Genomic DNA, 25,358 nt, shown 5'->3' with positions numbered 1-25,358 from the left:
CCCCCCCCCCCCCCCCGCCACCTACACCTACGCCTTCGTCGGCAGCGTCAGATGTGTATAAGAGACAGGTTTTGGCGTTAAGGGCAAAAGCAAAGTATTTGGTCAAGAATTAGACACCAGCAAGCAAACCTGGGCTAGATTCTGGATTACCTGTGGCTGGGTAATTATCTTCTTATCAGTTGTTTACTTCATCTTTGCGATTGTACTACGTTTATACATGCATTTATATTAAAAAATAAGGACGACAAACATCGCCCTTATTTTTTTGACTTAATCCAGTTTTGGAACTTACTCCACTGACTGGATTTTTTATTATTTTGTTTTAAATTATCGATCTCTTCTTGTAGTTTTTGAGTTTGCTTCATCAATAAATCATTTTGTTTTTGTAGGCTATCCAATTTAACTAAAATTAATTCAATATTATCGTGATCTCTCAATGTACTTTTGCCAGCATTACGTCTCATTAGATAAGCTGTCAGTGAACTTGTAATCATTCCCATAACACCGACACCCACTAAGATCATCACTAAAGTAACCATTTTACCGATTAAAGACTCAGGTGTAATTGTCTCTTTGGAAATATCCCCATAGCCAACCGTCGAAGCAGTTGTAATAGCCCACCAAAACGCTTTATCTAACGATACATGTTCAGTAATAGAAATAGCTACAGACCCTAGCATCAAAAAAGTAATACTAAAATACAAGATATACACTAAGCCACTAGTATGGAGTAATTCATGCAGTTTACCAATTAATCCGGCCAATCTAATCAAACGTAACAATCTAAAATATAAACCAACATCCCCAAGTTTCGTTAATTGCATCCAATTAAAAACTAAACCGACTGGAATAATTGCTAAGAGATCATAAATATGGGTTTTGACAAACTCTCTTTTATCTTTAGAGCGATATAATCTATAAAAATAATCAACTGCAAAGATAATCAAAATAAAATTGTTCAGCCAAAACCAGCTAGACCTTGACTGATTGATATTCAATAAACCAGCAAAATCTAACACAATTAATGCAATATCCATAACAGCTAAAAAAGCCATTATAAATTTATAAATTTTCTTTGTCTTCATACTTCTATTTTAGGCGCAGCTAAAGTAGTCAATCAACTATTTGAACATAAATAAAAACCCCTAAGCTTTGCTTAGAGGTTTTTTATTAGAAACTATAACTATTTAACAGTTACAGTAGCACCAACTTCTTCAAGTTTAGCCTTGATGTCGTTAGCTTCGTCTTCAGAAACGCCTTCCTTAACGTTCTTAGGAGCACCATCAACAAGGTCCTTTGAGTCCTTAAGGCCAAGGCCAGTGATGTCACGTACAACCTTGATAACCTTAACTTTTTCTTGACCAACGTCAGTTAATTCAACGTCAAATTCAGTCTTAGCAGCACCTGCATCACCTGCACCTGCAGCAGCAACTGGAGCAGCAGCTGAAACGCCAAATTCATCTTCGATAGCTTTAACTAAGTCGTTCAATTCAAGAATTGATGCACCTTTTAAAGCTTCAATAATCTTATCAGTATCTAAAGCCATTATAAGTTTCCTCCAAAAATATATTTATTAAAATTAAACGAAATACTATTATTCGTCCTTAGAATCAGCAACAGCCTTAACAGCATATGCCACGTTGCGAACAGGTGCTTGCAATACAGAAAGAAGCATTGAAAGTAAGCCTTCGCGACCTGGGATAGAAGCAAGCTTCTTGATTTCGTCTTGGCTGGCAACCTTACCTTCGAGCATACCACCTTTAATAGATAATGCTTCGATATTATCTTCGTATTTAGAAACAATACGAGCTGGTTCAGTAATGTCTTCTGCATCAGCAGTGTAAACTACAGCAGTAGGACCTACAAAAGTATCATCTAAACCTTCGATACCAGCTTTTTCAGCAGCACGTTTTAAGTAAGTATTCTTGATGACCTTCATCTTAACGTTAGAATCACGAAGATCTTTACGTAAGTTAGTAACTTCTTCAACAGTTAAACCTAAGTAATCAACAACTAAGATAGCCTTAGCTTCCTTAAGTTCTTCAGCGAAGTTGTCAACAAGCTTTTCTTTAGCAGCAATAGCAGCTTTACTCAATGAATTCACCTCCAAAATTAATTCTCAGATAAATTCTATCTGCCGAAATTTAAAAACCCCACGCCAAAAAGACGTGGAGTTGTAAAACTCTTTGTTTTTCTGGCCTCGGCGGGATATTAAGGCGTAATGCCACCCGAGTCTTAGGTAGAATTTACTTCGTACACTAATTTACCAGGAATTAAGGTAATTGTCAAACACTATTTAAACCATTTTTGCTTTAATTTAGCAATTGTGCCATCTCGTTTCAGAGATTTTAAAGCATCATTCAGTTTATCTCTCAAAATTGGATCTTTTTTACTTACACCAACTGCAAATTCTTCTGGTGGATAAGGTAATTTTATTTTCTGAAACTCGTTTTTATATTTACTGTGGCTGAGATAGTAATTTGCATAAACACTATCAATTAATAAACCATTAATTCGCCCAGCTTTAAGATCAATAAAAGCTTCATTGTATGTATCATATAAGACACTGCTTTTAATACGATTTTTTAGGATTTTCGGATAAGAAATCAAATCATCATAGCCCGATGAACCAGTTTGCACCCCTAAAATCTTCTGATTCATCCCCTTATAAGAATTGATATTGCTGTGAGTTTTAGTTACCAAAATTTGTTCATTTTCTAAATAAGGTTTTGTAAATAAAACCTTCTGACTTCTAGCTCGGGTTTGAGTATAGCCATTCCAAATCACATCGATTGTCCCATTACGCAGTTCTGTTTCTTTCATAGACCAATCGATTGTTTGAAAGTCAGCTTTCAGACTCAGTTTCTTTGCAGCTGCCTTGGCCAAATCCACATCAAAACCAACTAGCTGACCATTTTTTTCGCGAAAATCCATCGGCACGAAACTATCATCGATTCCTATCACTAAGGTCTTACTGTGTTTAATGGTATCCCAGCTATTTGCCCGTCTGCTGCACCCACAAACCATAAAAAGACCAAGTATAAAAGCAATTAAGAACCAGCTACGTTTTATTTTTTTCATTTTTCAAAATTCCCCGCAGCTTTCACATCCAAGATTTTATCTGCAACGGCTTTACCAAAATCATGGTCATGAGTAATAACGATTTGTGTGACACCTTTTTTCTTTAAATCAAAAAATATCTTTTTAACTTTATTAACTAAACTTGGATCAAGTGCACTAGTCGGTTCATCATAACACAAGATTTCTGGTTTCATTAAAAGAGCGCGTGCGATAGCAACTCGCTGTTTTTGCCCACCGGATAATTGATAAGGATAACTTTTAGCAAGTCCACTAATCTCTAATTGCTGCATGACTTGTGTTGCCAAATCTGCTGCCTTTTTTTGATCCAATTTGTTAACCATGATCGGAGCAAGCGTGATATTTTGTTCTACTGTTAAGTTTGGAAATAAGTTATAATCCTGAAAAACCATTCCTACTAAATGATTTTCTCGCATTGCCGGATCAAATTCTTGTCCATAATGAAAAAAATGGCCGCTATCAGCTTTTTCTAGACCGGCAATGATTCGCATCAAAGTAGTCTTACCCGCTCCAGACGGACCGATAATACTCAATATTTCGCCTTTATTTAAAGAGAGGCTCAAATTATTAATCACATGTTTTGAGCCGAAGCTTTTATTGACATCTTTTAATTCAAGAACTTTATTTCCAGACATTGCTTCTTTTCTCTACCTTTCTCAAAACATAGGTTAAAATAGCCGTCATAGCTAAATAGACAACACCAACTAAAACTAAAGGTACAAGCGATACATCTCTAGCTGTAGCTACATTTCCAGCCCGTAACAAGTCACCTAATCCAATTACGTAAACCAAACTGGAATCCTTGACTAGGTTAATTAATTCATTACCAATCGATGGTAAAACAATTTTAAATACTTGTGGTCTAATAATTTTATAGAGAGTTTGCCAAGGAGATAAACCTAAAACTCTAGCCGCTTCAATCTGTCCTGTTGGAATAGCTTGAAGTCCACCTCTAAAAATTTCTGCAAAATATGCTGCATAGTTAATAATAAAAGCAATTAAGGCTGCTTCATATCTTGGAAAAACAATTCCAACCGTAGGAAGCCCATAAAAAATAAAAATCAATTGTAGTAGTAAAGGAGTTCCTCTAATTACCCAAACATAAAATCTCAGCACTCCTTTTAATATTTTCATTTTAGAAAGCAAACCGAAGCCAACAAATAAGCCTAATGGCAGTGAAACCACAGTGGTCCAAAAAAAGATCTCAATGGTTAACACAGCTCCAGAAAAAAGTGACGGTAAAATACTAATAATATAATTAATCATCAACAAAATCCTTTTTTAAGATTTTAAAATAAAACATTAACCTATTTAAACAAAAGATTCCTCGATTTTCAAGCTATAAAAAAGAACCTGCTACATCTTTGTAACAGGTTCTGTGTATTTATAGTCTTTTTAATTAAACTAAGTTTAATGGATCCAAGTGGATGCCAGGGCCGAAGGTTGCTGATACTGCAACACTCTTAATGTATTGACCCTTAGCTGATGCTGGACGAGCACGTAAAATTACGTCACGTAAAGCGTCAAAGTTTTCAGCTAACTTTTCAGTTTCAAATGAAGCCTTACCGATTGGTGCGTGGATTAAACCTTGCTTATCAACACGGTATTCAACTTGTCCAGCCTTAACGTTCTTAACGGCCTTTTCTACGTCCATAGTAACAGTACCAGTCTTAGGGTTTGGCATTAAACCTTTAGGTCCTAAGATACGTCCCAAACGACCAACTTTAGCCATCATCATTGGTGTTGCAACAACAACGTCAAAGTCTAAGTAACCGTTTTGAACTTTTTCTACTAAATCATCTGAACCAACTTCGTCAGCGCCTGCTGCCTTAGCTGCTTCTGCTTGTGGACCTTCAGCGAATACTACAACCTTTTGGGTCTTACCAGTACCATTTGGTAAAACTAAAGAACCACGAATTTGTTGATCTGCTTGTTTTGGATCAACTGATAAATTGTAAGCAACTTCAATAGTTGCATCAAAACCAGCGTATGAAGTTTCTTTAACTAACTCCATAGCTTCGTTTACTGAATATAACTTAGTTGGATCAACTTTTTTAGCTGCTTCTAAATATTTCTTACCATGCTTTGCCATGTATTATTCCTCCTGAAAATGTGGTCAAACGAGTCTTCTCAAACTCTCCCACCTTGATTCGTTAACTTTGATTAACGATCCGACGTTCCTAGAATTAGTCTTCGACTTCGAAGCCCATGCTTCTAGCAGTACCTTCAATCATGCGCATAGCAGCTTCAACGTCTGCAGCGTTTAGATCTTTCATCTTGGTTTCGGCAATTTCCTTAACTTGGTCCTTGGTTACCTTAGCAACCTTCTTGGTGTTAGGTTCACCAGAACCCTTGTCAACCTTAGCAGCCTTCTTCAAAAGAACTGCAGCAGGTGGAGTCTTAGTAATGAATTCGAATGAACGATCTTCATATACAGTAATAACAACAGGGATAATCATACCCTTTTGATCAGCAGTACGTGCATTGAAGTCCTTAGTGAAACCAACAATGTTGATTCCAGCTTGACCCAATGCAGGACCAACTGGAGGTGCAGGAGTTGCTGCACCAGCAGGAATTTGCAGTTTAACTACGTTAATAACTTTTTTTGCCACGGTCAATACCTCCTTGATTCCGTGATGCGGTTATAATGGAGAATTTTCCTTCTTCTCCTCCCACAATAATAAAGATACTCTGATATATTAACATCAAAGTTCAATTTTTACAATATTAAATTTATGCTTCGTATTCTTTGACTTGGTTATAGTCAAGTTCGGTGTTAGTTTCACGACCAAACATATCAATAGAAACAGATAACTTAAACTTATCAGGTTGAATATCAGTAATCTTACCGGACATACCCTTAAATGGTCCTTCAGTAATCGTTACAGTTTGACCTACTTCATAGTCTACATCGGGTTGTTTTGCTGGTTGACCTTGTTGTTTCAAGATACGTTCAATTTCTTCATCGTATAAAGGTGAAGGTTTTGATCCACCACCGTGTGAGCCAACGAATCCAGTTACGTTAGGAGTATTTCTAACGACGAACCAACTTTCATCTGTCATTACCATTTCTACTAAAACATAACCTGGGAAGACTTTTTCTTCAACTTCTTGTTTTTTACCACGAACAGTTTCAGTCTTTTCTTCTTCTGGAACAATCACACGGAAAATGTAGTCCTGCATCCCTAAAGACTGCGCACGAGAAAGCAAGTCTTTTTTAACTTTATCTTCATAGCCTGAATAAGTATGTAATACATACCATTGCTTTTTACTGGTTTCGACCATCTTTTTTTCTCCTTAAAATTTTTGCAAACAAAAAACCTCCACTGGAGGCCCTTTTTCATTACTCTAAGTATATCACAAGATTTAGTTTATAAGAAGAGTTGTACTAAGTAAGAGAAGAGTAAATCTAATAAACCTAGATATACTGCAAATAAAATTGAAGTCGTAATAACTACACTAGTATCACGTCTATTTTGTTTCCAAGTTGGCCAAGAAACTTTAGCCATAGTTTCATTTACGCTCTTAAAAAACTTAAACATTTACTTACCTCGTTTCCCTGTGCAAAGTTTGTTTGCCACAGTGCTTACAAAACTTCTTTAATTCTAATCTTTGTGTTCTATTTTTGCTTGCGGCGATTGAATAGTTACGCGAACCGCAAACTGTACAAGCAAGAGCTGCTTTTTTTACTGCCATAAAACCACTCCTAAACTGCAATTATCTTAGCAGAAAAAACTCATTATAGCAATTACTTTCAACTAGTTTGCCATTTTATAGCCAGAATCTTTAAACAATTTAAACTTTCCCTTTAGGCCACTAGTGATATAGACTTTTTTATCTTTAGTAATAAAAATAGCTTCGGTAGCAGGCTTTTTTTCAATATATGCTAGACCGTCTTTTAATCCTTTGTCAAAAGTAGCGGTTGATAAAGCATCCCCATTAGTCGAATACTTCGTTACAATTGAAACACCTAACAAATTATTTTGGAATGGATAGCCAGTTTTAGGATCCATCAAATGGCTATAAATTGTATTACCTACTTTCAGATATCGTTCATAAATTCCGCTTGTTACCACAGTCTGATTTTTAGCTGGCAAACTCCCGATTGCCGTGCCTCGACTTGCATCTGGATCTTGAATTCCCACGGTCCAATTACCATGATTAGTAGGAGAAACACCTAATACATAAATGTTGCCACCCAAATCAATAATTGCAGAAGTGACACCATCTTTTTGTAAGGTCTTTTTTACTTGATCACAAATAAAGCCTTTGGCAATGCCGCCTAAATCAAGGGCCATTCCTTTTTCCTTCAAATAGACGGTCTGCTTTTTATCATCTAAGACTACATTTTTATAGTTGACCAGTGGCAATTTTTCTTTTATCTGCTGATCAGTTGGTTTATGAGCGTCAGGAAAGCCAATTCTCCAAAGATTAGTTATCGGTCCAATCGCCATATCAAATGAATCATCCGAATTTTTACTAAAATAGTATGCTTTTTTGCATAGATCAAAAATTTCGGGTGAGACTTTTACTGGTTTAACCCCTGCTTGGGCATTCACCTTGTCAATCTCGCTGCCTTTTTGATTAACGGTAATTTCTTTAGCTAATTTTTTAATAGTATCAAAACCGTCAGCTAAGGCTGCATCTTTATTTTTATTGTAAATTCTAATTGTACAAACTGTCCCCATTAAAAATTGAGTATCTTCAGTGGGCTTAGTAGTTAAGGTTGTTTTGGGTTCAGGATCTTTTTTTGCTTGGCAGGCCTGACAAATCAGAGTCAGACTAAAAAAACTAGCAAAGCAAACCAATAATTTTAAGACTTTATTTTTCATAATACTTTCTGTAAAAAACAAAAAAGGGCGCTTGAGCCCTTTTTAAACTTCTTGCTATAAACTAATCTTTATAAACAATATTGTCAACATGAATCATACGTGCATTGCCTTCTTGGGCTGCATTTAGCAATTGACCTACATAAGCAATGAATTGGTTTGAAGATTCAGTAGCACCACTAACTACTTGAACTTTTTCCATGTTGCCGTTACTCTTAGCGAATTCTTCCATTAATTTTGGAATATATTCCTTTGGTCCAACTTTAGCGTATTTCTTCATTTGCTTTTCGTATTTGGCATCTTTAGTCTTAGACTTACCATTTTTATCTACTTGATCATAAGTTAATTTGTCAATCTTGTGGTCTTTAATAACTAAAGTATAAACTTGACGATAACCATGACTGTAATTCTTTTCTTCAAGCTTGTATGTACCATCTTGATATTTTGCCTTGTTTGCAATGTGAATAGTCTTAGTATTGCCTGCTTGAGCTGCTTGAGTTAATTGACCTACATAGTTACTTGCGGTGTATGAAGAATTAGTTGCACCTGAGATTGCAGATAAGTTTTCCGGATTATCAGCACTGGCATCAGAAGCCCATTCTTGGTTAATTTGAGAAATATACTCTTTTGGTCCAATCTTAGCGTATTTCTTCATTTCTTTTTCGTATTTAGCATCTTTAGCTTTAGACTTGCCATCTTTATCTACTTGATCATATTTAGTGTTTTTAATTTTACCGTTTTTAACAGTCATTTCCATTTCAACTTTGTAGCCATGGTCATAACTATCTTCCACTAACTTATAAGTACCATCTTTTAAAGAAGCTCCAGCAATCTTCTTGCCTGGTTTTTGAGTCTTTTTAACGGTCTGACTTGATTTAGCACTTGAAGAAGAGCTTGATGAATCCTTAGCTGTTGTAGAACAAGCTGATAACATTAACATTGATAATGCAACAGCAGCTGTGCTGTATATTACTTTTCTGAATTTCATAATATTTAAACCATCCTATCTATGCAAAACGATCCCACTATTTGTGTATCTCTTCACACTTTCTAATTCTAAATCACTTGTTAATCGCTTGCAAGATTGATGATCAAATATAGTTTTAATTCAAAAAACAATTGGTATTACTGTATTTTATGGTAGTTAAATTGGTCTAGGCATAATTTGTGAATGCATAGACATTATCATATAGCTTTAGTATAATAAATTCGTAAATTCTCGCTAAGGATCTTTCTTAGCTTATTTTGGGACAGAGGGGTGTTAATGTTGACCCACAAAAATATAGTAGTTGTTGGGGCTGGCTTTGGTGGAATGTACACCACTAAACGTTTAGCAAAGAAATTAAAGAAAAACCACGATGTCACTATTACTTTAATTGATAAGAATCCATTCATGACAATGGAAACTTCTCTTCATGAAGTGGCAGGCAATCGTGTAGAACCAGAAGCCATTGAATATGACCTCCAGCGGTTATTTTCTAGAAGAAAGAACGTTAATGTTGTAACTGATGAAGTTTTCCAAATTGATCGTGAAAACAAGTGCGTAATGGCTCGTCACGGCTCTTATCCTTATGATTATCTCGTTTTGGGTATTGGAGCTGAGCCAAATGATTTCGGTACACCTGGTGTAAAAGAACACGGTTTTGTTCTAGGAAATATTGAAGATGCTGTCAGACTAAGAGATCACATTGATGATATGGTGCGCTTAGGTGCACGTGAACGTGATCCTGAAAAACGCCAAGCTTATTTGAACTTTGTAGTGGTTGGTACTGGTTTTACTGGAACTGAAATGGCTGGTGAATTAAATTCATGGCGTCCCGAACTAGCTCAAAAATATCATTTAGAGCCTGATGATATCAAAATCACCATGATGGAAATGGCACCGACAGTCATGCATATGCTTGATCCTAACGATGCAGCTAAAGCAGTTAAATACATGACTAAACATGGCATAGAAATTAAAACCAGCACGGGAGTTGTCGGAGTTCACGAAGACTATATCGATTTAAAAAATGGCTCTAAGTTTCTAACTCATACCTTAATTTGGACGGCTGGTGTTAAAGCATCTAGTCAAGCTGATAAACTCGGATTTGAGCAAGGACGCGGCGGTAGAATTATCGTTAATGAATATTCTCAAATTCCTGATGATCCTCATATTTATGTCATTGGTGACGTTGCCTTATACGATGAAGATGGCACCGGACGTGGGCAGCCACAAGTTGTTCAAGGAGCTGAATCTGCTGGTAAAACCGCTTGGAAAAATATCTTAGCTCAACTTAATAATCAAGAACCTGTTAAGTTCAAAGGTAATTATCAAGGCTTCATGGTATCAGTCGGACCAGCTTGGGGGGTTGCTTACCTATTAAATACTTTCCATTTAAGTGGCTTTTTCGCCATCTTAATGAAAGATCTAGTAGATATGATCTACTTTATTGAAATTTACTCAGGCTACTACTTATTCCATTATATAATGAATGAGTGGTTTAGAATTAAGCGTCCAACTCTTTGGCGTGGAAACTTAAACCGTTATGGCAATGTTTTATGGACTGTTCCTTTAAGAATCTTCTTAGGCATGATGTGGCTAGTTGATTGCTGGTATAAAGTTCAAGGATCGGGATCTTGGTTTACTAACAAACTCCAACTTCATTTTCCTTGGTTAGTTGAAGCTACTAGTGGTGCTTCAAGTAAAGCCGCAACCAGTGGTGCCAGTGATAAGGCAGCTCAAAGTGCCCCTGCTCTATTTTCACTAAATTATGATTATGGACATTCACCAATGGCTGTTTTTGATCAGATGCCTCAATGGATGCAAAATATCACTAAAATTTTCATTCCAAATAAAGTCATTGCTTTAGCAGCTCAAAAAGCAATGACTGTTACTGAGATAATTTTGGGTCTATGCTTAGTCTTAGGCTTTTGTACCTTTGTTGCAGGTGGCTTAAGTGCTGTCTTTGTAGCAATCTTTTGTTTATCAGGAATGAATTACTGGGTAAATGTTTGGATGGTATTTGCGGCTATCGCAGTCATGAATGGCTCGGGTCGAGCATTTGGTTTAGATATGTGGTTCGTTCCATGGCTTGAAAGAACTCTTGGCAAAGCAAGATATGGGGTCATGCGGCCAATATACTACAGCAACAATTCGGACAAAAAATAGGTCAAAATAAATAAAAAGACTTTTAAATAAAAAGGCCTTATAGTGTAAAATCAACTATAAGGTCTTTTTTAAATGTGAGATGGTCAAATGAAAATAGCAAAAACAAGAAAACATAAAAATCAGCTTTTTAAGCTTGGTGATTTTTTAGCCATTTTTATTTTGATCATCCTAAGCTTTATTCCCGCTTATTTTTTCCTACAAAAACAAACACATAAAGCTAATGAAAATTTTACCTATGCACGAATTCGAGTAAACAATCACCTAGTTAAAACAATTAGACTTGGTGAAAATAAGCACTTTACTTGGACTTATCATTCACATGGCGAAAAAAACATTGTCGAAGTTAATAATGATAAAATTCGTGTTAAAGATGCCAATTGTAAAGACCAAGTTTGTGTTAAACAAGGCTGGAAAAGCCGGTCAGGTCAAAGCATTGTGTGCTTGCCACATAAATTTTTAATAGAAATAAAATCTGACAAGCCGCATACTGAAAATGACACAAACAAAAAGGATTTTGACAATACCTTGGTGAACCCATGAATAAATCTAGTCGTCTAAAAGAATATATCTATATTGCTATTTTGTGCAGTCAAGGAATTATCTTAGGCCTCATTGAACAGACACTGCCGCCTATCTTTGCTTTTGCACCAGGTGCAAAATTAGGCTTAGCTAATTTAATTACAGTCATTTCACTATTTACACTACCTGTATCTGACTGCATTCTACTATTGTACCTACGTTTAGTTTTAACTGCTTTAATCAGTGGCGGTGCCAGTTTATTTATATATTCTTTAGCAGGTTCAACTTTGAGTTTTATTGCTATGTTAATCCTAAAAAAATGCTATCCTAAATTTATATCGATAATTGGGATTTCAATCGTCGGCGCAGCTTGTCACAATCTCGGCCAGCTGTTAGTCGCTATCTGGTTAGCCCAAGCACCTTCTCTTATTTTATATCTACCCGTCCTTACAATTATCGGAATCGCTAGCGGTTCCTTAATTGGTATTTGTTCACAAATTTTATTAAACCATGTTCAAAATTTCAATTTCATCAATACAAAACTTCATTAGCCGGAAAGGTAAAAGAATGGAAAATAAATTTGCTTTTTGGGATGAATTTCCGGAAATCCAAAAAGATGTAATGACTGTTAATAATATAATTCTTAGTCATGTGAAAAATATGCGTGGCTCATTAGGCGATGCTCTATGGGATACATTTAATGTGCCTGGCAAGATGCTGCGTCCAGCTTTTGTAATGCTATTTGGGCAGTTTGGGCCAAAAGCAAAGCAAAACCATCAGGAATTATTAAATATTGCAACATCTATTGAAGCCTTGCATAATGCCACTTTAATTCACGACGATATTATCGATGAATCCGATATGCGCCACGGCAAAAAATCAATCCAGGCCAAATATGGCAAACACATCGCAGTTTATGCTGGAGATTATTTATTTGCGATTTCACTTACTATGCTTAGTGACAATACTAAGAGTCTAGGTACTGTAAAAGTCGACGGCCAAACGATGCAAGACATCCTAATCGGTGAAACCGAACAATACAATAATGCTTATAATGACAAAATTTCTGAAAAACAATATTTAAATCAGATTAAAGGTAAAACCGGCGTTTTATTTGGCTTATCTTGTTTTATTGGTGCTTATGAAGCTGGAATTAAAGTAACGCAAGCAGTAAAAGCAAGGAAATTTGGCGAATATTTAGGGCAAGCATTTCAATTACGCGACGACATTTTGGATTATACTAGTAGCCAAGAAACCTTCAAAAAACCAGTTCTGCTAGATGTTAAAGATGGTGTTTATTCGGGTCCTTTAATTTTTGCCCTACAAAAAGATTCAAATGGCCGTTTACATGAGCTTTTAAAATACGGCAAAGATTTAACTCAAGATCAACTTCATGAAATCGATAAACTAGTCAATGAATATGGTGGAGTTAAGCGAGCACAAAAATTAGCCGATGAATATACGCAAAAAGCTCTCAATAGCTTAAAGAAAAATTGGCCTGATAATAGCACCCGCCAGCAAATCGAAAAGTTAACTAATAAACTTTTAGGTCGTCAGTTTTAAATTCAATCAAGATCTTCGGGTCTTGATTTTTTATTTCTTAATTATTTCTAAATGCTCTTTGTTAATTCTTAAACATTCTTGGAACTTTCTTTATATATAATTGTATATTGAAATATTTAATTTATGGAAAGTAGGAAAATGTTGTGGAAAATAAAAAGCAAAGTCATTTTGCTTGGTGGGTTTTTATAGCCAGCTGCTTAATATCTTTAGTAGGTTTTGGATTAATCGTTAATACAATTGGTTTATTCTTTGAGCCAATTAGCAAGAGCTTTAATGTCGGTCGCGCAAATGTCGCTTTAATGACCACCTTTCAAAATGCAGCAGCCGCTATTACACTGCTTTTTGCAGGTAAAATAATGGAGAAATTCAACTTACGTTGGGTTTTGACCGGATGCTTTGCAGTTATCGGCTTAAGTATGTTGTCTTTAGTTCAGGCTCAGAGCTTACTTCATTTCTATATTGCTTGGACAATTATCGGAATTTGTCAGCCAATTGCCATTACTTTATCAATTCCAGTATTACTTGGAAACTGGTTCAATGAAAAGTTGGGTACTGTGATGGGTATCGCTTTGGGTGTTTCTGCATTTGGAGGTACTATCTTTAATCCAATTATTGGTAACGTAATCACCAACGCAGGCTGGCGAAATGGTTTTGTCTGTGAAGCTGCATTAATTTTGTTGATTTTAGTGCCAACTGCTTTCTTTTTAAGAGCTAAACCCGATGAGAAACATTTAGCTTACGGAGAAAAGCAAGTTAAAAAGGAAAATGAAATTGAAGATAGTGGTTTTTCACTTAAACAAGCTCTTCATAAGCCTGTCTTTTATGCATTGGCCTTTTCAATGTTAGCTTTACAATTTGTTTCTGGTTCGGTCCAACATATTTCAGGTCACATTGTAAACATTGGCTTGCCTTTAACTACCGGTGCTACGGTGGTATCTGGTGTGATGCTCGGAGCTGCTGCAGGTAAAATTTCCATCGGCTTCTTCTTAGATAGATTCAATGCACGAGCTGTTTTATTCTGCTATTCTCTATTTGGCTTATTAGGCTGGGCTGGACAGATCCTCTTACATAATTCAACTCAATTAGTGGCGTCTGCCTTTGTGTTAGGATTAGGTCAAGGTGTATGTTTAGTTGCTCTTCCTTATTTAATTCGTGGCGAATTCGGAGCCAAGGACTACAGTAACATTCTTTCTGTAATTAACATGGTCGGAGCATTTGCAATGTCAGCTTCTGTCTATTTAGACGGCTTATTCTTTGATAAAACTGGATCCTATAATTTAGGCTGGTTAATTAACGCAGTTGCTTTTGCAGCAAGTTTTATCGCTTTGATGTTAACCTTAAAAAGACAGAAATCCAAATAATTAATTAAAAAGCTCACTTATCAGTGGGCTTTTTACGTTACACTAAAAGTAGTTTTTGAGTGAGGTGAAAATATGAAAATTGTTATAGCTCCTGATTCTTTTAAAGGATCCTTATCTAGTCTTCAAGTTAGTAAAGCTATTAAAAAGGGGCTTGTCAAAGTATTTCCGGAAGCTAATTTTCAAATTATCCCCATGGCAGATGGTGGTGAAGGAACAATGCAGGCCTTAGTTACTGCAACAGGTGGACAATATTTTAAAGAAAAAGTCCTAGATCCACTAAAAAGAAAAACACAAGCAAGATGGGGGTTACTTGGCGATCGGAAAACAGCAATCATTGAAATAGCACAAGCTAGTGGTATTCAATTTGTTAATTCTCAAACCGCTAATCCTTTAAGAGCTACCACTTATGGCAGCGGTCAATTAATTAAAGCAGCTCTAGATCAAAAAGTCGAAAAAATTATTATTGGTTTAGGAGGAAGTGCAACTAATGATGCGGGCGTTGGAATGATGCAGGCTTTAGGTGCAAAATTTTTTGATCAAGATGGAAATGAAGTTGAAGCAATTGCTGCAAATTTAAATTTAGTGAACAAAATCGATTTAACTCATCTAGATCCACGCCTAAAAACAACCGAAATCATCTTAGCATGTGATGTTTCTAACCCATTAATTGGAAAAAATGGAGCCTCATATATCTTCGCTCCGCAAAAAGGTGCAGACCAGGAAATGATTGAAATCTTAGATAAAAACCTCACCCATTTTTCTACTCTTGTTAAAAAACAGCTCCATAAAGACTATGCTCAAACTCCTGGCGCTGGAGCTGCAGGAGGGTTAGGATACGGATTAATGGTTTTTGCGAATGCTAAAAAACACTCTGGAATTCAAACAGTATTAAAATACACTGATTTTGCAAGCAAGGTTAAAGATGCTGATTTAGTTTTGACTGGAGAAGGAGCAACAGATTATCAAACTCAATTTGGAAAAACACCTTTTGGTGTTGCTAAATTAAGCAAAACTGTTTGTCCAAACTGCACTGTCATCTGCTTGAGCGGCAATATTGGGTCACGCATTAATGAACTATATGGTAAAGATAAGATAGACGCAATTTTTACTACAGAAAGCGGTGCAAAAGACTTGCAACAAGCGATCCATGATAGTGCAGCTGATATTGAAATTGTGTCAGAAAATATCGCTCGTTTGATTGAAAGTATAAAAAATAAAGGCTAGGTTTACTAAAAATAAGCTCAGCCTTTATTTTTGATCTTCGGACAAATCTTTTTCTAACTTTGCTATTGAACGATAATTTCTTTCTAGATCTTTTCCTATTTGACTATAAAGGGAAAAAATTTTCTGATACTGTTTTGCATTTTTATCATTTGGAAAATATACTTTTTCATCCTCAATGAATTCACTTATCTCCTGCAAAGAATTACTTTGCTTTAAAGCTTGTCTGGCTAAAAACATCGCTGAAAAAGCTCCACTCTGCTTTTGGTTCACTTTGACAACTGGCAAATTAAAAATGTCACTTATAAGTTGACACACCAGTTCACTTTTGGTAAATCCACCAGTGACACGCAGAGCTCGCGGGATCGCTAGATTATCAATTAATGGCTGACTCGCCAGCTTAATATTCAAAATGATCCCTTCTAAAATACTTTTAGCTAATTCGGCTTTTCCATGTTGTCTGGTTAAGCCAATAAAAGATCCTCGAGCTTGCGAATTCCAAATTGGGGCACGCTCTCCTCCTAAATATGGATAAAATAAGAGTCCTCGACTTCCGGTAGCTGCACTACTAGCTAATGTTAAATAATCATCAAATGTGGCTTGCGGTCCTAAAAGGATTGTCTTGGCCCATTGAAGGACAATTCCTCCATTATTGACTGGACCTCCAACTAGATAATGTGAACTATCTATTGGATAGCAAAAAATCCGCTTTTGTACGTCTTTAATCTGCACTGGGCTAATTACCCTAATAGCTGCAGAAGTACCTATATTGACGGCAAAATTTTGCTTGTTCAAGACATCAACACCAATCGTCGACAAATAGCCATCACTGGCACCTAAAATGATTTTAGTATCAGGAGATAGTCCCAGTTTTTGAGCATAATACGGCTTTATCTTAGAAACAATTTTATTTGGCTTTTCAATTTTAGGCAATTGAGAACTACTTATACCGACAGTATCTAAAAGTTCTTGGTCCCACTGTAAACTTTTTAAATTTAATAAACCCCAACCGGCAGCCATTGTAGTATCAGTTAATAACTGCCCAGTTAGCCGGTAAATTACATATTCTTTGATCCCTATAAAATATTGGGCATACTTAAATATTTCAGGTTTATACTTTTTCATCCAAATTAATTTATAAATTGGAGCCATTGAATGTGGAGGCATCCCTGTCTTTTCATAAATTTTACCGGCAAGAATATTAGTTTTAGCATCCTCTACAACTTTTTGACAGCGATTATCCGCCCAAGTAATGCTCTTGGTAAGTAGGTTTTTATTTTTATCTAGTGCAATTAAACTATGCATTTGTGATGACCAAGAAATAGCCTGAATATTATCAATATTTTGACTTAATTCAAAAATCACCTGCTGAATCGCTGAAAAAATCACTTCTGGATCTTCAATAGCCTGATCTAATTTATCTTGAATCAAGGGATACGATCTTGAAGCTTGCTTTACTGTCTTCGAATTTTCATCATATAAGATACCTTTAGTCGCTGTCGTCCCAATATCGATGCCAATAATATATTTCACTTTAATAACTTCTTTCCGATTCAAATTCACAAGCTTAATTTTGACAAATTATATCAGAAGATTATTTTTTTCACAAAAAAACAGCTACTGGCAAAGTAGCTGTTTATGGTGGTCAAACAATGCGTGACCACTGTGCGTAGAATAATTAGGAATTGTTATTTCTTAAGATTTTCGTTTACGAAGGCTTCGATCTTGTCGTCTGAGTCTTTCAAAAATGGAAGCATATCTTGCTCCGTCTTCATGGTATCTCTACCATTCTTCTCCATGAAGTAGTCCCAAAGGGCATCTCTAACTGGAATATCTGAGTCACTCCAGTCAAATACTTCCTTCATGTGACGATCTAACAATTCTGTTTTAATAATCTCTGCCATCTTAGAATTACCTCCTAAATAAATTCTACAGCTATAATTATAAACCTTTTGAGCTTACTTATACAAAATTAATACTATTTATCGAAATTAAAAATATTGAGCATCTTTCTCTTGATTCTGCCTTTAGCACTAATAATTTGTTCAACAGAACAGTTGGCTTTTTTGGCAGCAATTCTAACATCAATTTTTCCTAATAAAACCAAAAAAGCATATAGTTCGGTATGACTTAATTTAGATAAAAAATATTGAAAACGCACATTTACTGGATAATCACTTAATTCAACTGCTCCTTCACTAATAGTGCCACTGTCCCTAATTGCTTCATAAGATACAGCATGTGAATAAGGCTCTCGCTGTTTTGCCAATTCATAACGTAATAAATTTTTCGAGTGATTGACAAAATTAGCTTTGAAAAAAGCTCCAAAATCACGATTCTTTTTCAAATCAAATAAGCAACAAGTTTCATAACAAATGATCAATGCCTCTTGCATCCAATCATCAACATCAAAATGACGAATATAAATTCTTGATCGAACATTATTTACAACAGGCTGATAACGCATAGTTAATTCAAATAATGCTCCATTATCCTTGGCTTTTACGAGTTCAATTAACTGATAATCCGAAAGATTTTTCATATTTTCGCTTCCTGTCAAAATATTTTTTAACAGGATACGTGAAAACTAAGAGTCTTCTTAAGCAAACAGGCGTTTATCAACTACAGATACTAATCTTTGACATAAAAAAATAGATACAAAACTGCAATTTTGTATCTATTTTTATATTTCATATTTCCCAGGAAATATTTAATTAACTGCTATATCTCCGGAGTCAGTTTCTGCATGTAAGATATGAGTGGCATGAATATTTTTCTTCAAAGTTCCATTTTCGGCATTTTGGTCAAATAATTCAATCTCGCCGCTATCAGCTTCTAACTTATAGCCATCAAAAGGAGTATGTGAAACTGTAATATCTCCACTGTCACTTTCTAACTTAGCTTGATAAATCTGACTATCACTAACGTTAAGATCCCCACTATCAGCTTCTATATTTACCTTCTTTGAAACATTGCCTTTAATTAAATCGACATCCCCGGCGTCATTTTCTATTGAAATACTCTCTAATTTTCCTTGAGGAACAACGATCGTCAAACGCGTAGCCGAAGTAGAAATTGTAGACGGAAGATCTTTATCCTGTTTAATTATCAACGAGCCGTTACTAATTTTGACATTTGGCTTTAACTTGCTTGCTCCATGGTAAACAACTTTAAAGCTTTTGCCTGACTTAACTACAACATCGCTGATTTCCAAGTCTGCTTTAACTTTTGAAAATGACTTAGTAGTTATGGTTTGCTTAACGGTTTTTCCAGGATCAAATGAACGAGCAGCATTTTTATTGCAGCCAGTTAAGGTCAATCCAGATACCAATACTATTGCTAAAAATAATAATTTTGTTAACTTTTTCATCGAAATTACCTTCTTTAATTTAAAGGATGACGAGAATTAAACATTTGATAAAGCATCACACCAGTTGCAACGCTTGCATTCAAAGACTGTACGTGTCCAATCATTGGAATAGTCAGAGTTTGATCCATCTGCTTCAAAAGTAAAGGCGAGATGCCTTTTCCTTCGTTTCCAATCACTAAAACAGTCTTTCCTTTAGCATCCCATAAGCGATAATCAGTCCCACTCATAGCCGTTCCAAAGAACCAATATCCCTGGTCTTTTAGAATTTTTGTTGTTTGAACTAAATTAGTCACTCTGACCACTGGTACATGGTCAATAGCACCTGTTGACGTCTTGGCTACAACACTGGTTAAACCGCTTGCGCGTCTTTTAGGAATGATCACTGCATCTACACCTGTAGCATCACAAGTTCTCAAAATTGATCCCAAATTATGAGGATCCTCAATAGAATCAAGCATTAGTAAAAACGGTTCTTTTCTTTCCTCATCAAATTTAGCTAGCAATTCATCCAGATCAGCATATTCAAATGAAGCAACTGCTAAAACTAACCCTTGGTGATTTCCTGAATCAGTTAATTGATCTAATTTGTTTTTTGGTGCATTTTGGACAATTAAATGTTTTTTACGTGCTAATTGATAGACTTGGTTGGTAAAATCTTCTTGAATACCTTTTTGTAGAAAAATTTTATTAATTTTGTCAGCATCCTGCGTTTTTAAAAAATCTAATCCTGCATGTCTTCCAAAAACAAAATCTTCATTATTTGCACTCATCTTTATTTTCTCCTTGCTCAACTTGCTTAATGCACCACTCACATATTTCTTTGACGCGATCATGCTTTCCTAACAAATCTAAATAACCTATCAAAGCTTCAAAACCTGTCGACAAGCGATAAGTGGCAAGTGAGGTATTCTTAGCATGAGTATGACTTTTAGCATTACGACCTCGATGGAATATATCAAGTTCATCTTCGCTAAGCATATTTTTCGCTTCCATCTTAGTTATCAGATCAGCTTGAGCTTTCGCTGACACATAATGAGTGGCATAACGCTGTAGCATTTGCGGTTTAACTATACCGCCTTTTACTAAGTGACGTCTAATATAAACTTCGTAAACCCCATCACCTAAATAAGCTAATGTTAAGGCTGCCATCGTGTAGGGATTTTTATCTTCTTCTTTTAATACCTTTGGTTTAAGCACGATACCACCTCGTTCCTTGGGCTGTATCTTCAATTACAATTCCCATATTCTTTAGTTGATCACGCAATTGATCGCTAGTAGCCCAATCTTTGTTCTGACGTGCTAGGTTGCGCTTATTAATGAGCTCTTCAATTTCTTGATCATTATTATCTTCTTGCTTTCCAAAACTGACACCGAAAATTAATAACCAATCTTGTAATAAAGAAGTAAAGTTAGCTAGCGCATCTTTATCAACTTTTTCTTGCTGCAGGTGAGAATTAATTTTAGTTACCAAGTCATACATTACAGTTAATGCATTTTGAACATTAAAATCATCATCCATTGAAGCAATAAAATCACTTTGGGCATCGGCAATTTCTTTTCTCAAAGTTTCATTTTCTTCAGAAATTGTTTTATCCTCAATTCGAGCTTTTACATTACGTAAAGAAGTTTGATAGCGTTCAAGAGCAGTCTTTGCTTGCTTTAATCCATCTTCTGAATAATTAATTGGACGACGATACTGAACACTCGACATGTAAAAGCGTAATACTTGTGGATCAATTTTTTGTAAAATATCATGCACTGTTACAAAGTTGTGCAAAGATTTTGACATTTTTTCTTGTTTTTTACCCACAGTTACAAATCCATTATGTAGCCAGTATTTAACAAACTTTTTGCCCGTCTTTGCTTCACTTTGGGCAATTTCATTTTCATGGTGTGGAAATTCCAAATCTTGACCACCACCATGTATATCAATCGTATCGCCTAGATATTTAGTACTCATTACCGAACATTCAATATGCCAACCCGGGCGTCCTTTTCCCCAAGGAGAATCCCAGGCAATTTCATCAGCCTGTTTTTGTTTTTTCCATAAAGCAAAATCAATAGGATCCTCTTTCAAATCTTGTTGAGCTTCATCCACGTGCTTAGAAGCACCTTCTTCGAGTTCAGAAATATTTTGATCACTTAATTTACCATAATCAGCAAATTTTCTTGCTCGATAATAAACATCCCCGTCTACTTCGTAAGCATAGCCCTTATCAATTAAATCCTGGACAAATGCAATAATATCTTTAATTTCATGAGTAGCTCTAGGATGAGTAGCGGTTTTAATATTTAATGCCTCGGTATCTTCAAGATAAGCTTTTATAAAACGTTCAGCCAGTTCAGGGACAGTGATACCTTCTTTTCTTGCCTCATTGATCATCTTGTCATCAACATCGGTAAAGTTAGATACATATTTAACCTTAAAGCCGCGATATTCAAAATAGCGCCTAATTGTATCAAAAGCGATTACACTGCGGGCATTTCCAATGTGAATGTAGTTATAAACAGTTGGTCCACAGACATACATACTTATTTGACCATCTACTAAAGGTTTAAATTCTTCTTTTTGTCTAGTTAATGTATTAAAAACCTTCACTGTTGTCCCTCTTTTTCTAAATTTGATATTTCATAACCTCTATTCTAACAAAAAAAGCTGCGCTTTCGCGTAGCTTTTAACTTGAAGATCTAAATTATAAACCTAAATCACTCAACTGTTTCAAGGTTAAATCTAAATGCTTCTTAACTTTTTGCTTACCCATTAATTCCATAGCTTCACCAATACCAGGTCCAACCATTGAACGAGTACCAGCAATTCTAATTGGCATAAATAATTTTCTACCCTTAACGCCAGTCTGGCGACGAGTTGCTTGAATAGCATTCATTACTTGGACTGCAGTAAAGCGAGGAATTAAGTCTAATTGCTTCTTAAATTCTTCGATAACTTGACGACCATCATCTTTCTTGATCTCTTCAATTTCTTCATCAGATAAATCAGAAGCTTCATTGAAGAAGATCTTGGTATCATCAACAATTTGCTTAGTGTATGACATTTGAACAGCATAGATATTAACTAGTTGTCTGATCCATTCCATCTTTTCTGGAGAAATATCACTTTCAACAAGACCTGCTTCTTGCAAGTTATTCAATGACAAATCAAGTAATGTATCACGGTCAGCTTTTTTCATGTATTGGTTGTTGATCCATTCAAGCTTCTTTTGATCAAATGCTGCTGGAGATTTGGACAAGCGATTTGGATCAAATGCCTTAATTAATTCTCTTTGTGAGAAAATTTCGCTTTCACCAACTGGTGACCAACCAAGCAAAGTAATGAAATTAAACATTGCTTCAGGTAAGTAACCAAGATCACGATATTGCTCAATAAACTGTAAAACTGATTCATCACGTTTTGATAATTTCTTACCAGTTTCAGAGTTAATAATCAAAGTCATGTGACCAAACTTAGGTGGCTGCCAGCCAAGTGCTTCATAAACTACTAATTGTTTTGGAGTGTTAGCTACGTGATCATCTCCACGTAAAACGTGGGTAATTTTCATCAAATGATCATCAATTACTACCGCAAAGTTGTAAGTTGGCATGCCATCACGTTTTTGAATAACAAAATCGCCACCGATAGTATCAGATTCAAATGAAACCTTACCTTTAACAATATCATCCCAAGCATAAGTTCTATTTTCTGGAATGTGAATTCTAACCACTGGCTTTAAGCCCTTTGCTTCAGCAGCTTCTTGAGCTTTTTTAATTTCATCAGCAGTCATACCTTCATATTCGTAAGTGTAATGAGGAGCAATACCCATAGCACGTTGTTCTTCACGTTGAGCTTCAAGTTCTTCTTCAGTAGTGTAAGAATAGTAGGCTTTGCCTTCATCAATTAATTGCTTGATGTATTTGTTGTAGATATCTTTTCTTTCAGATTGTCTATAAGGACCGTATTCTCCACCCTTGTCAGGACCTTCATCCCAATCAATACCAAGCCAGTGAAGGTTTTCCATTTGAGATTTTGAACCACCTTCAACATTACGTTTTTGATCAGTATCTTCAATACGAAGGACCATAGTTCCCTTATTATGACGAGCAAACAGGTAGTTGAACAATGCAGTTCTTGCATTACCAATATGTAAGTGACCTGTTGGACTTGGTGCGTAACGAACACGAATTTTTTCTTTAGCCAAAATCAAAGCGCCTCTTTCAAATTTTTAATTTTACCTATTAAGTGTAACTTTTAACTAGCAAAAGTTCAATCTATCCAAAAACAAGCTTTAAAGTTTGTGGTAAACTTGCCACACCAATAACCTCGATTTGTGAATTATTCTTAATCTTAGAAGTTAAATTATGTTTTGGAATGAAAATACGTTTAAAGCCAACTTTTGCAGCTTCGTTAATTCTTGATTCAACACGATTTACTCTTCGAATTTCACCAGTTAAGCCAATTTCTCCAACAAAACAATCTGTCGCAGGAATTTCTTGATTTTTGTAACTAGAAGCCACTGCCATCGCAATTGCTAAATCAATTGCTGGCTCATTTAATTTGATCCCACCAGTAGCTGTTAAAAAGGCATCCTGATTTTGAAGCATTAGATTACCTCGTTTTTCTAAAACAGCAAGTAATAATGCCACGCGATTATAATCTAATCCTGAAGTAGTTCTTTTTGCATAACCAAACGCCGTCGGAGTAACCAAGGCTTGAATATCTGCCATTAACGGTCGTGTCCCTTCAAGCGAAACAACAATTGCTGATCCGGTTGAATTAGGTAGCCTTTCATCCAAAAAAATTGCAGAAGGATTTGTGACTTCATCTAATCCTTCATTCTTCATTTCAAACATACCGATCTCATTAGCTGCTCCAAATCGATTCTTAACCGAGCGCAAAATTCTATAGGAATGATGACCATCACCTTCAAAATAAAGGACAGTATCCACCATATGTTCTAAAATTTTGGGTCCAGCAATTGCACCTTCTTTTGTAACGTGTCCGATTACAAAAACAGTAATTTGATCATTTTTAGCAATTTTCATTAGCTCACTGGTTACTTCACGCACTTGAGAAGCGGACCCCACCATAGAATCAAGCGAAGGTTCATTCATGGTTTGAATTGAGTCGATTACCAAAAACTCTGGTTGTAAATCATTAATCTGCTCTCGAATATTATCCATATTGGTTTCTGGATAAAGAAATATATTGCTATCACCTAAACCTAAACGATCAGCGCGCATCTTAATTTGGTTGGCTGACTCTTCTCCTGAAACATATAAAACTTTATGGTCTTTAGCTAAATTGCTACTTATCTGAAGCATCAAAGTAGATTTTCCAATTCCAGGATCTCCCCCAATCAGAACTAATGAGCCGGGAACTATCCCACCACCGAGAACTCGATTTAATTCTTCATAAGGTGTAACTACCCTTTCTTCTTTTTTTGCCTTTACTTGGCCCAACTTAACAGGGTCGTTAGCTCCAGTAGAAGTCATCAGTCGCGAAGCTGTTGCCTTAGTAGAAACCTTTTTTACTTCTTGAGTTTCTTGTTCAAATTGATTCCAGGCACCACAATTTGGACATCTGCCCAAATAAGACGCTGAGATATAACCGCAATTTTTACATTTATAGCGTGTTTTTACTTTTGCCATTAGTCCTCTTTCTTTAAGCCTGATGAGCCAAATCCGCCTAATCTTTCACGTTGGATTGGGGCGTCATCATCTGTTTTCAAATATTTCATAAAAATACCTTGGCCAATACGGTCACCTTTTTTAATATGAAGTGGCCGCACACCATAGTTTATTAATTGTAAAAATATTTCTCCCTCGTTTTTACTGTTATTGTAGTAATCACTATCAATTACCCCAATTCCATTTGGAAGAGCCATATTTCTTTTAAAGGTATTAGAAGATCTATTGGCCAAGATCAATACCTCATCATCCGGCATATAAGCTTTGATTCCAGTCGGAACTAAAACAGGTTTTAAAATCCTTTCAGCCTTTTCGCGATCTAATTCATTTAGTTCATGGCCATTTCTAATCAAGCGGAAAATTCTTACAAAGTTTAAACACCAAATCGATGGCAAAATCACATCCTGTGCAGCTTCAAAATCATAACCAGCACTATGAGATGTCTGTCTTTTTGGGAGAGTTATTCCTTGATCTTTATATTTACTTACCTGTCTCTTATACACATCTGACGCTGCCGACGAAGGCTTAGGTGTAGATCTCGGTGGTCGCCGTATCATTAAAAA

28 protein-coding genes and 1 other annotated feature are annotated in these 25,358 nt (G+C 35.8%); of the genes, 6 read left to right on the top strand and 22 right to left on the bottom strand.

Annotated elements, in window-relative coordinates; all coding sequences use genetic code 11:
• Positions 1 to 257: 257 nt before the first annotated feature.
• From Q0Y70_RS05780 to pplA, 13 genes are all read right to left on the bottom strand, one after another.
• Positions 258 to 1,085, bottom strand: a complete 828-nt coding sequence (locus Q0Y70_RS05780) for an ion channel (protein WP_297818042.1) — start codon at positions 1,083 to 1,085, stop codon at positions 258 to 260.
• 98 nt (positions 1,086 to 1,183) lie between these two features.
• The gene (rplL, locus tag Q0Y70_RS05775) at positions 1,184 to 1,546 is read right to left on the bottom strand and encodes a 50S ribosomal protein L7/L12 (protein WP_008469814.1); all 363 of its coding nucleotides are present in this window, start codon (positions 1,544 to 1,546) and stop codon (positions 1,184 to 1,186) included.
• Positions 1,547 to 1,594: 48 nt separating this feature from the next.
• Positions 1,595 to 2,095, bottom strand: coding sequence for a 50S ribosomal protein L10 (gene rplJ / locus Q0Y70_RS05770; RefSeq protein WP_297818037.1), 501 nt, complete (start codon positions 2,093 to 2,095; stop codon positions 1,595 to 1,597).
• A 40-nt stretch (positions 2,096 to 2,135) separates the two neighbouring features.
• Positions 2,136 to 2,258 (bottom strand) — a sequence feature (ribosomal protein L10 leader region).
• A gap of 34 nt (positions 2,259 to 2,292) precedes the next feature.
• Positions 2,293 to 3,081 (bottom strand): amino acid ABC transporter substrate-binding protein, encoded by a 789-nt coding sequence (locus Q0Y70_RS05765; RefSeq protein WP_297818034.1) that lies wholly within the window; start codon positions 3,079 to 3,081, stop codon positions 2,293 to 2,295.
• Positions 3,078 to 3,734, bottom strand: a complete 657-nt coding sequence (locus Q0Y70_RS05760; RefSeq protein ID WP_297818031.1) for an amino acid ABC transporter ATP-binding protein — start codon at positions 3,732 to 3,734, stop codon at positions 3,078 to 3,080. Before Q0Y70_RS05760 ends, Q0Y70_RS05765 begins: the two co-directional genes overlap by 4 nt.
• Positions 3,721 to 4,365 (bottom strand): amino acid ABC transporter permease, encoded by a 645-nt coding sequence (locus Q0Y70_RS05755; protein WP_297818028.1) that lies wholly within the window; start codon positions 4,363 to 4,365, stop codon positions 3,721 to 3,723. The genes Q0Y70_RS05760 and Q0Y70_RS05755 overlap by 14 nt, the downstream gene beginning before the upstream one ends.
• A 133-nt stretch (positions 4,366 to 4,498) precedes the next feature.
• Positions 4,499 to 5,191 carry a 50S ribosomal protein L1 gene (gene rplA, locus Q0Y70_RS05750; RefSeq protein WP_297818025.1) on the bottom strand — a complete coding sequence of 231 codons (693 nt, stop codon included), beginning with the start codon at positions 5,189 to 5,191 and terminating at the stop codon, positions 4,499 to 4,501.
• 94 nt (positions 5,192 to 5,285) lie between these two features.
• A complete protein-coding gene (rplK, locus tag Q0Y70_RS05745; RefSeq protein WP_209687577.1) occupies positions 5,286 to 5,711 on the bottom strand; it encodes a 50S ribosomal protein L11 in 426 nt (141 codons plus the stop codon).
• A 121-nt stretch (positions 5,712 to 5,832) separates the two neighbouring features.
• Positions 5,833 to 6,384 (bottom strand): transcription termination/antitermination protein NusG, encoded by a 552-nt coding sequence (gene nusG, locus Q0Y70_RS05740; protein WP_297818020.1) that lies wholly within the window; start codon positions 6,382 to 6,384, stop codon positions 5,833 to 5,835.
• Between the two features lie 86 nt (positions 6,385 to 6,470).
• Positions 6,471 to 6,641 carry a preprotein translocase subunit SecE gene (gene secE / locus Q0Y70_RS05735; RefSeq protein WP_297818017.1) on the bottom strand — a complete coding sequence of 57 codons (171 nt, stop codon included), beginning with the start codon at positions 6,639 to 6,641 and terminating at the stop codon, positions 6,471 to 6,473.
• A 4-nt stretch (positions 6,642 to 6,645) separates the two neighbouring features.
• Positions 6,646 to 6,795, bottom strand: a complete 150-nt coding sequence (gene rpmG, locus Q0Y70_RS05730; protein ID WP_297818013.1) for a 50S ribosomal protein L33 — start codon at positions 6,793 to 6,795, stop codon at positions 6,646 to 6,648.
• A gap of 62 nt (positions 6,796 to 6,857) precedes the next feature.
• On the bottom strand, positions 6,858 to 7,931 hold the full coding sequence (locus tag Q0Y70_RS05725; RefSeq protein ID WP_297818008.1) for an FAD:protein FMN transferase: 1,074 nt from the start codon (positions 7,929 to 7,931) through the stop codon (positions 6,858 to 6,860).
• 61 nt (positions 7,932 to 7,992) lie between these two features.
• Positions 7,993 to 8,916: an extracellular electron transfer flavoprotein PplA gene (pplA, locus tag Q0Y70_RS05720; protein ID WP_297818005.1), complete on the bottom strand. Its 924-nt coding sequence runs from the start codon at positions 8,914 to 8,916 to the stop codon at positions 7,993 to 7,995.
• A 279-nt stretch (positions 8,917 to 9,195) separates the two neighbouring features.
• On the opposite strand from pplA, the gene Q0Y70_RS05715 reads away from it, so the two are divergent.
• The 6 genes from Q0Y70_RS05715 (at position 9,196) to Q0Y70_RS05690 (ending at position 15,746) form a co-directional block, all read left to right on the top strand.
• Positions 9,196 to 11,079, top strand: a complete 1,884-nt coding sequence (locus tag Q0Y70_RS05715; protein WP_297818049.1) for an NAD(P)/FAD-dependent oxidoreductase — start codon at positions 9,196 to 9,198, stop codon at positions 11,077 to 11,079.
• An 87-nt stretch (positions 11,080 to 11,166) separates the two neighbouring features.
• The gene (locus Q0Y70_RS05710) at positions 11,167 to 11,619 is read left to right on the top strand and encodes a NusG domain II-containing protein (protein ID WP_297818002.1); all 453 of its coding nucleotides are present in this window, start codon (positions 11,167 to 11,169) and stop codon (positions 11,617 to 11,619) included.
• Positions 11,616 to 12,149 carry a Gx transporter family protein gene (locus Q0Y70_RS05705; RefSeq protein ID WP_297817999.1) on the top strand — a complete coding sequence of 178 codons (534 nt, stop codon included), beginning with the start codon at positions 11,616 to 11,618 and terminating at the stop codon, positions 12,147 to 12,149. The genes Q0Y70_RS05710 and Q0Y70_RS05705 overlap by 4 nt, the downstream gene beginning before the upstream one ends.
• Before the next feature lie 16 nt (positions 12,150 to 12,165).
• Positions 12,166 to 13,161, top strand: a complete 996-nt coding sequence (locus Q0Y70_RS05700; RefSeq protein ID WP_297817996.1) for a polyprenyl synthetase family protein — start codon at positions 12,166 to 12,168, stop codon at positions 13,159 to 13,161.
• Between the two features lie 143 nt (positions 13,162 to 13,304).
• Entirely contained in the window at positions 13,305 to 14,522 is a 1,218-nt protein-coding gene (locus Q0Y70_RS05695; protein WP_297817993.1) for an MFS transporter, read from the top strand.
• 72 nt (positions 14,523 to 14,594) lie between these two features.
• On the top strand, positions 14,595 to 15,746 hold the full coding sequence (locus tag Q0Y70_RS05690; RefSeq protein ID WP_297817990.1) for a glycerate kinase: 1,152 nt from the start codon (positions 14,595 to 14,597) through the stop codon (positions 15,744 to 15,746).
• 24 nt (positions 15,747 to 15,770) lie between these two features.
• Here Q0Y70_RS05690 and Q0Y70_RS05685 read toward each other — a convergent pair whose 3' ends face one another.
• From Q0Y70_RS05685 to radA, 9 genes are all read right to left on the bottom strand, one after another.
• A complete protein-coding gene (locus Q0Y70_RS05685; protein WP_297817987.1) occupies positions 15,771 to 17,276 on the bottom strand; it encodes a gluconokinase in 1,506 nt (501 codons plus the stop codon).
• Between the two features lie 155 nt (positions 17,277 to 17,431).
• Entirely contained in the window at positions 17,432 to 17,647 is a 216-nt protein-coding gene (locus Q0Y70_RS05680) for a hypothetical protein (RefSeq protein ID WP_297817984.1), read from the bottom strand.
• 74 nt (positions 17,648 to 17,721) lie between these two features.
• The gene (locus Q0Y70_RS05675) at positions 17,722 to 18,285 is read right to left on the bottom strand and encodes an RNA polymerase sigma factor (protein WP_297817981.1); all 564 of its coding nucleotides are present in this window, start codon (positions 18,283 to 18,285) and stop codon (positions 17,722 to 17,724) included.
• Positions 18,286 to 18,453: 168 nt separating this feature from the next.
• The gene (locus Q0Y70_RS05670; RefSeq protein WP_297817978.1) at positions 18,454 to 19,113 is read right to left on the bottom strand and encodes a DUF4097 family beta strand repeat-containing protein; all 660 of its coding nucleotides are present in this window, start codon (positions 19,111 to 19,113) and stop codon (positions 18,454 to 18,456) included.
• A 14-nt stretch (positions 19,114 to 19,127) separates the two neighbouring features.
• A complete protein-coding gene (rlmB, locus tag Q0Y70_RS05665; protein WP_297817975.1) occupies positions 19,128 to 19,883 on the bottom strand; it encodes a 23S rRNA (guanosine(2251)-2'-O)-methyltransferase RlmB in 756 nt (251 codons plus the stop codon).
• Entirely contained in the window at positions 19,870 to 20,310 is a 441-nt protein-coding gene (locus Q0Y70_RS05660) for a Mini-ribonuclease 3 (protein WP_297817972.1), read from the bottom strand. Before Q0Y70_RS05660 ends, rlmB begins: the two co-directional genes overlap by 14 nt.
• Positions 20,303 to 21,712 (bottom strand): cysteine--tRNA ligase, encoded by a 1,410-nt coding sequence (cysS, locus tag Q0Y70_RS05655; protein ID WP_297817969.1) that lies wholly within the window; start codon positions 21,710 to 21,712, stop codon positions 20,303 to 20,305. The genes Q0Y70_RS05660 and cysS overlap by 8 nt, the downstream gene beginning before the upstream one ends.
• A 94-nt stretch (positions 21,713 to 21,806) precedes the next feature.
• The gene (gene gltX, locus Q0Y70_RS05650) at positions 21,807 to 23,306 is read right to left on the bottom strand and encodes a glutamate--tRNA ligase (protein WP_297817965.1); all 1,500 of its coding nucleotides are present in this window, start codon (positions 23,304 to 23,306) and stop codon (positions 21,807 to 21,809) included.
• Between the two features lie 70 nt (positions 23,307 to 23,376).
• Positions 23,377 to 24,756 carry a DNA repair protein RadA gene (radA, locus tag Q0Y70_RS05645; RefSeq protein ID WP_297817962.1) on the bottom strand — a complete coding sequence of 460 codons (1,380 nt, stop codon included), beginning with the start codon at positions 24,754 to 24,756 and terminating at the stop codon, positions 23,377 to 23,379.
• Positions 24,757 to 25,358: the final 602 nt, after the last annotated feature.

It is taken from the genome of uncultured Lactobacillus sp. (genome assembly GCF_947367085.1).
Lineage (GTDB): Bacteria > Bacillota > Bacilli > Lactobacillales > Lactobacillaceae > Lactobacillus.
The sequence above is the reverse complement of the archived record's forward strand: the minus strand, read 5'-3'. Positions and strand labels throughout refer to the sequence as shown.

Bases quoted from the DNA above. Each gene is read 5' to 3' on its own strand.
- pplA (WP_297818005.1), bottom strand. From the start codon at position 8,916: ATGAAATTCAGAAAAGTAATATACAGCACAGCTGCTGTTGCATTATCA.
- rlmB (WP_297817975.1), bottom strand. From the start codon at position 19,883: ATGAGTGCAAATAATGAAGATTTTGTTTTTGGAAGACATGCAGGATTA.
- Q0Y70_RS05700 (WP_297817996.1), top strand. From the start codon at position 12,166: ATGGAAAATAAATTTGCTTTTTGGGATGAATTTCCGGAAATCCAAAAA.
- rplA (WP_297818025.1), bottom strand. From the start codon at position 5,191: ATGGCAAAGCATGGTAAGAAATATTTAGAAGCAGCTAAAAAAGTTGAT.
- Q0Y70_RS05725 (WP_297818008.1), bottom strand. From the start codon at position 7,931: ATGAAAAATAAAGTCTTAAAATTATTGGTTTGCTTTGCTAGTTTTTTT.
- Q0Y70_RS05690 (WP_297817990.1), top strand. From the start codon at position 14,595: ATGAAAATTGTTATAGCTCCTGATTCTTTTAAAGGATCCTTATCTAGT.
- Q0Y70_RS05710 (WP_297818002.1), top strand. From the start codon at position 11,167: ATGAAAATAGCAAAAACAAGAAAACATAAAAATCAGCTTTTTAAGCTT.
- radA (WP_297817962.1), bottom strand. From the start codon at position 24,756: ATGGCAAAAGTAAAAACACGCTATAAATGTAAAAATTGCGGTTATATC.
- rplL (WP_008469814.1), bottom strand. From the start codon at position 1,546: ATGGCTTTAGATACTGATAAGATTATTGAAGCTTTAAAAGGTGCATCA.
- Q0Y70_RS05705 (WP_297817999.1), top strand. From the start codon at position 11,616: ATGAATAAATCTAGTCGTCTAAAAGAATATATCTATATTGCTATTTTG.
- secE (WP_297818017.1), bottom strand. From the start codon at position 6,641: ATGTTTAAGTTTTTTAAGAGCGTAAATGAAACTATGGCTAAAGTTTCT.
- Q0Y70_RS05755 (WP_297818028.1), bottom strand. From the start codon at position 4,365: ATGATTAATTATATTATTAGTATTTTACCGTCACTTTTTTCTGGAGCT.
- Q0Y70_RS05760 (WP_297818031.1), bottom strand. From the start codon at position 3,734: ATGTCTGGAAATAAAGTTCTTGAATTAAAAGATGTCAATAAAAGCTTC.
- Q0Y70_RS05670 (WP_297817978.1), bottom strand. From the start codon at position 19,113: ATGAAAAAGTTAACAAAATTATTATTTTTAGCAATAGTATTGGTATCT.
- Q0Y70_RS05780 (WP_297818042.1), bottom strand. From the start codon at position 1,085: ATGAAGACAAAGAAAATTTATAAATTTATAATGGCTTTTTTAGCTGTT.
- Q0Y70_RS05765 (WP_297818034.1), bottom strand. From the start codon at position 3,081: ATGAAAAAAATAAAACGTAGCTGGTTCTTAATTGCTTTTATACTTGGT.
- nusG (WP_297818020.1), bottom strand. From the start codon at position 6,384: ATGGTCGAAACCAGTAAAAAGCAATGGTATGTATTACATACTTATTCA.
- rpmG (WP_297818013.1), bottom strand. From the start codon at position 6,795: ATGGCAGTAAAAAAAGCAGCTCTTGCTTGTACAGTTTGCGGTTCGCGT.
- Q0Y70_RS05675 (WP_297817981.1), bottom strand. From the start codon at position 18,285: ATGAAAAATCTTTCGGATTATCAGTTAATTGAACTCGTAAAAGCCAAG.
- Q0Y70_RS05680 (WP_297817984.1), bottom strand. From the start codon at position 17,647: ATGGCAGAGATTATTAAAACAGAATTGTTAGATCGTCACATGAAGGAA.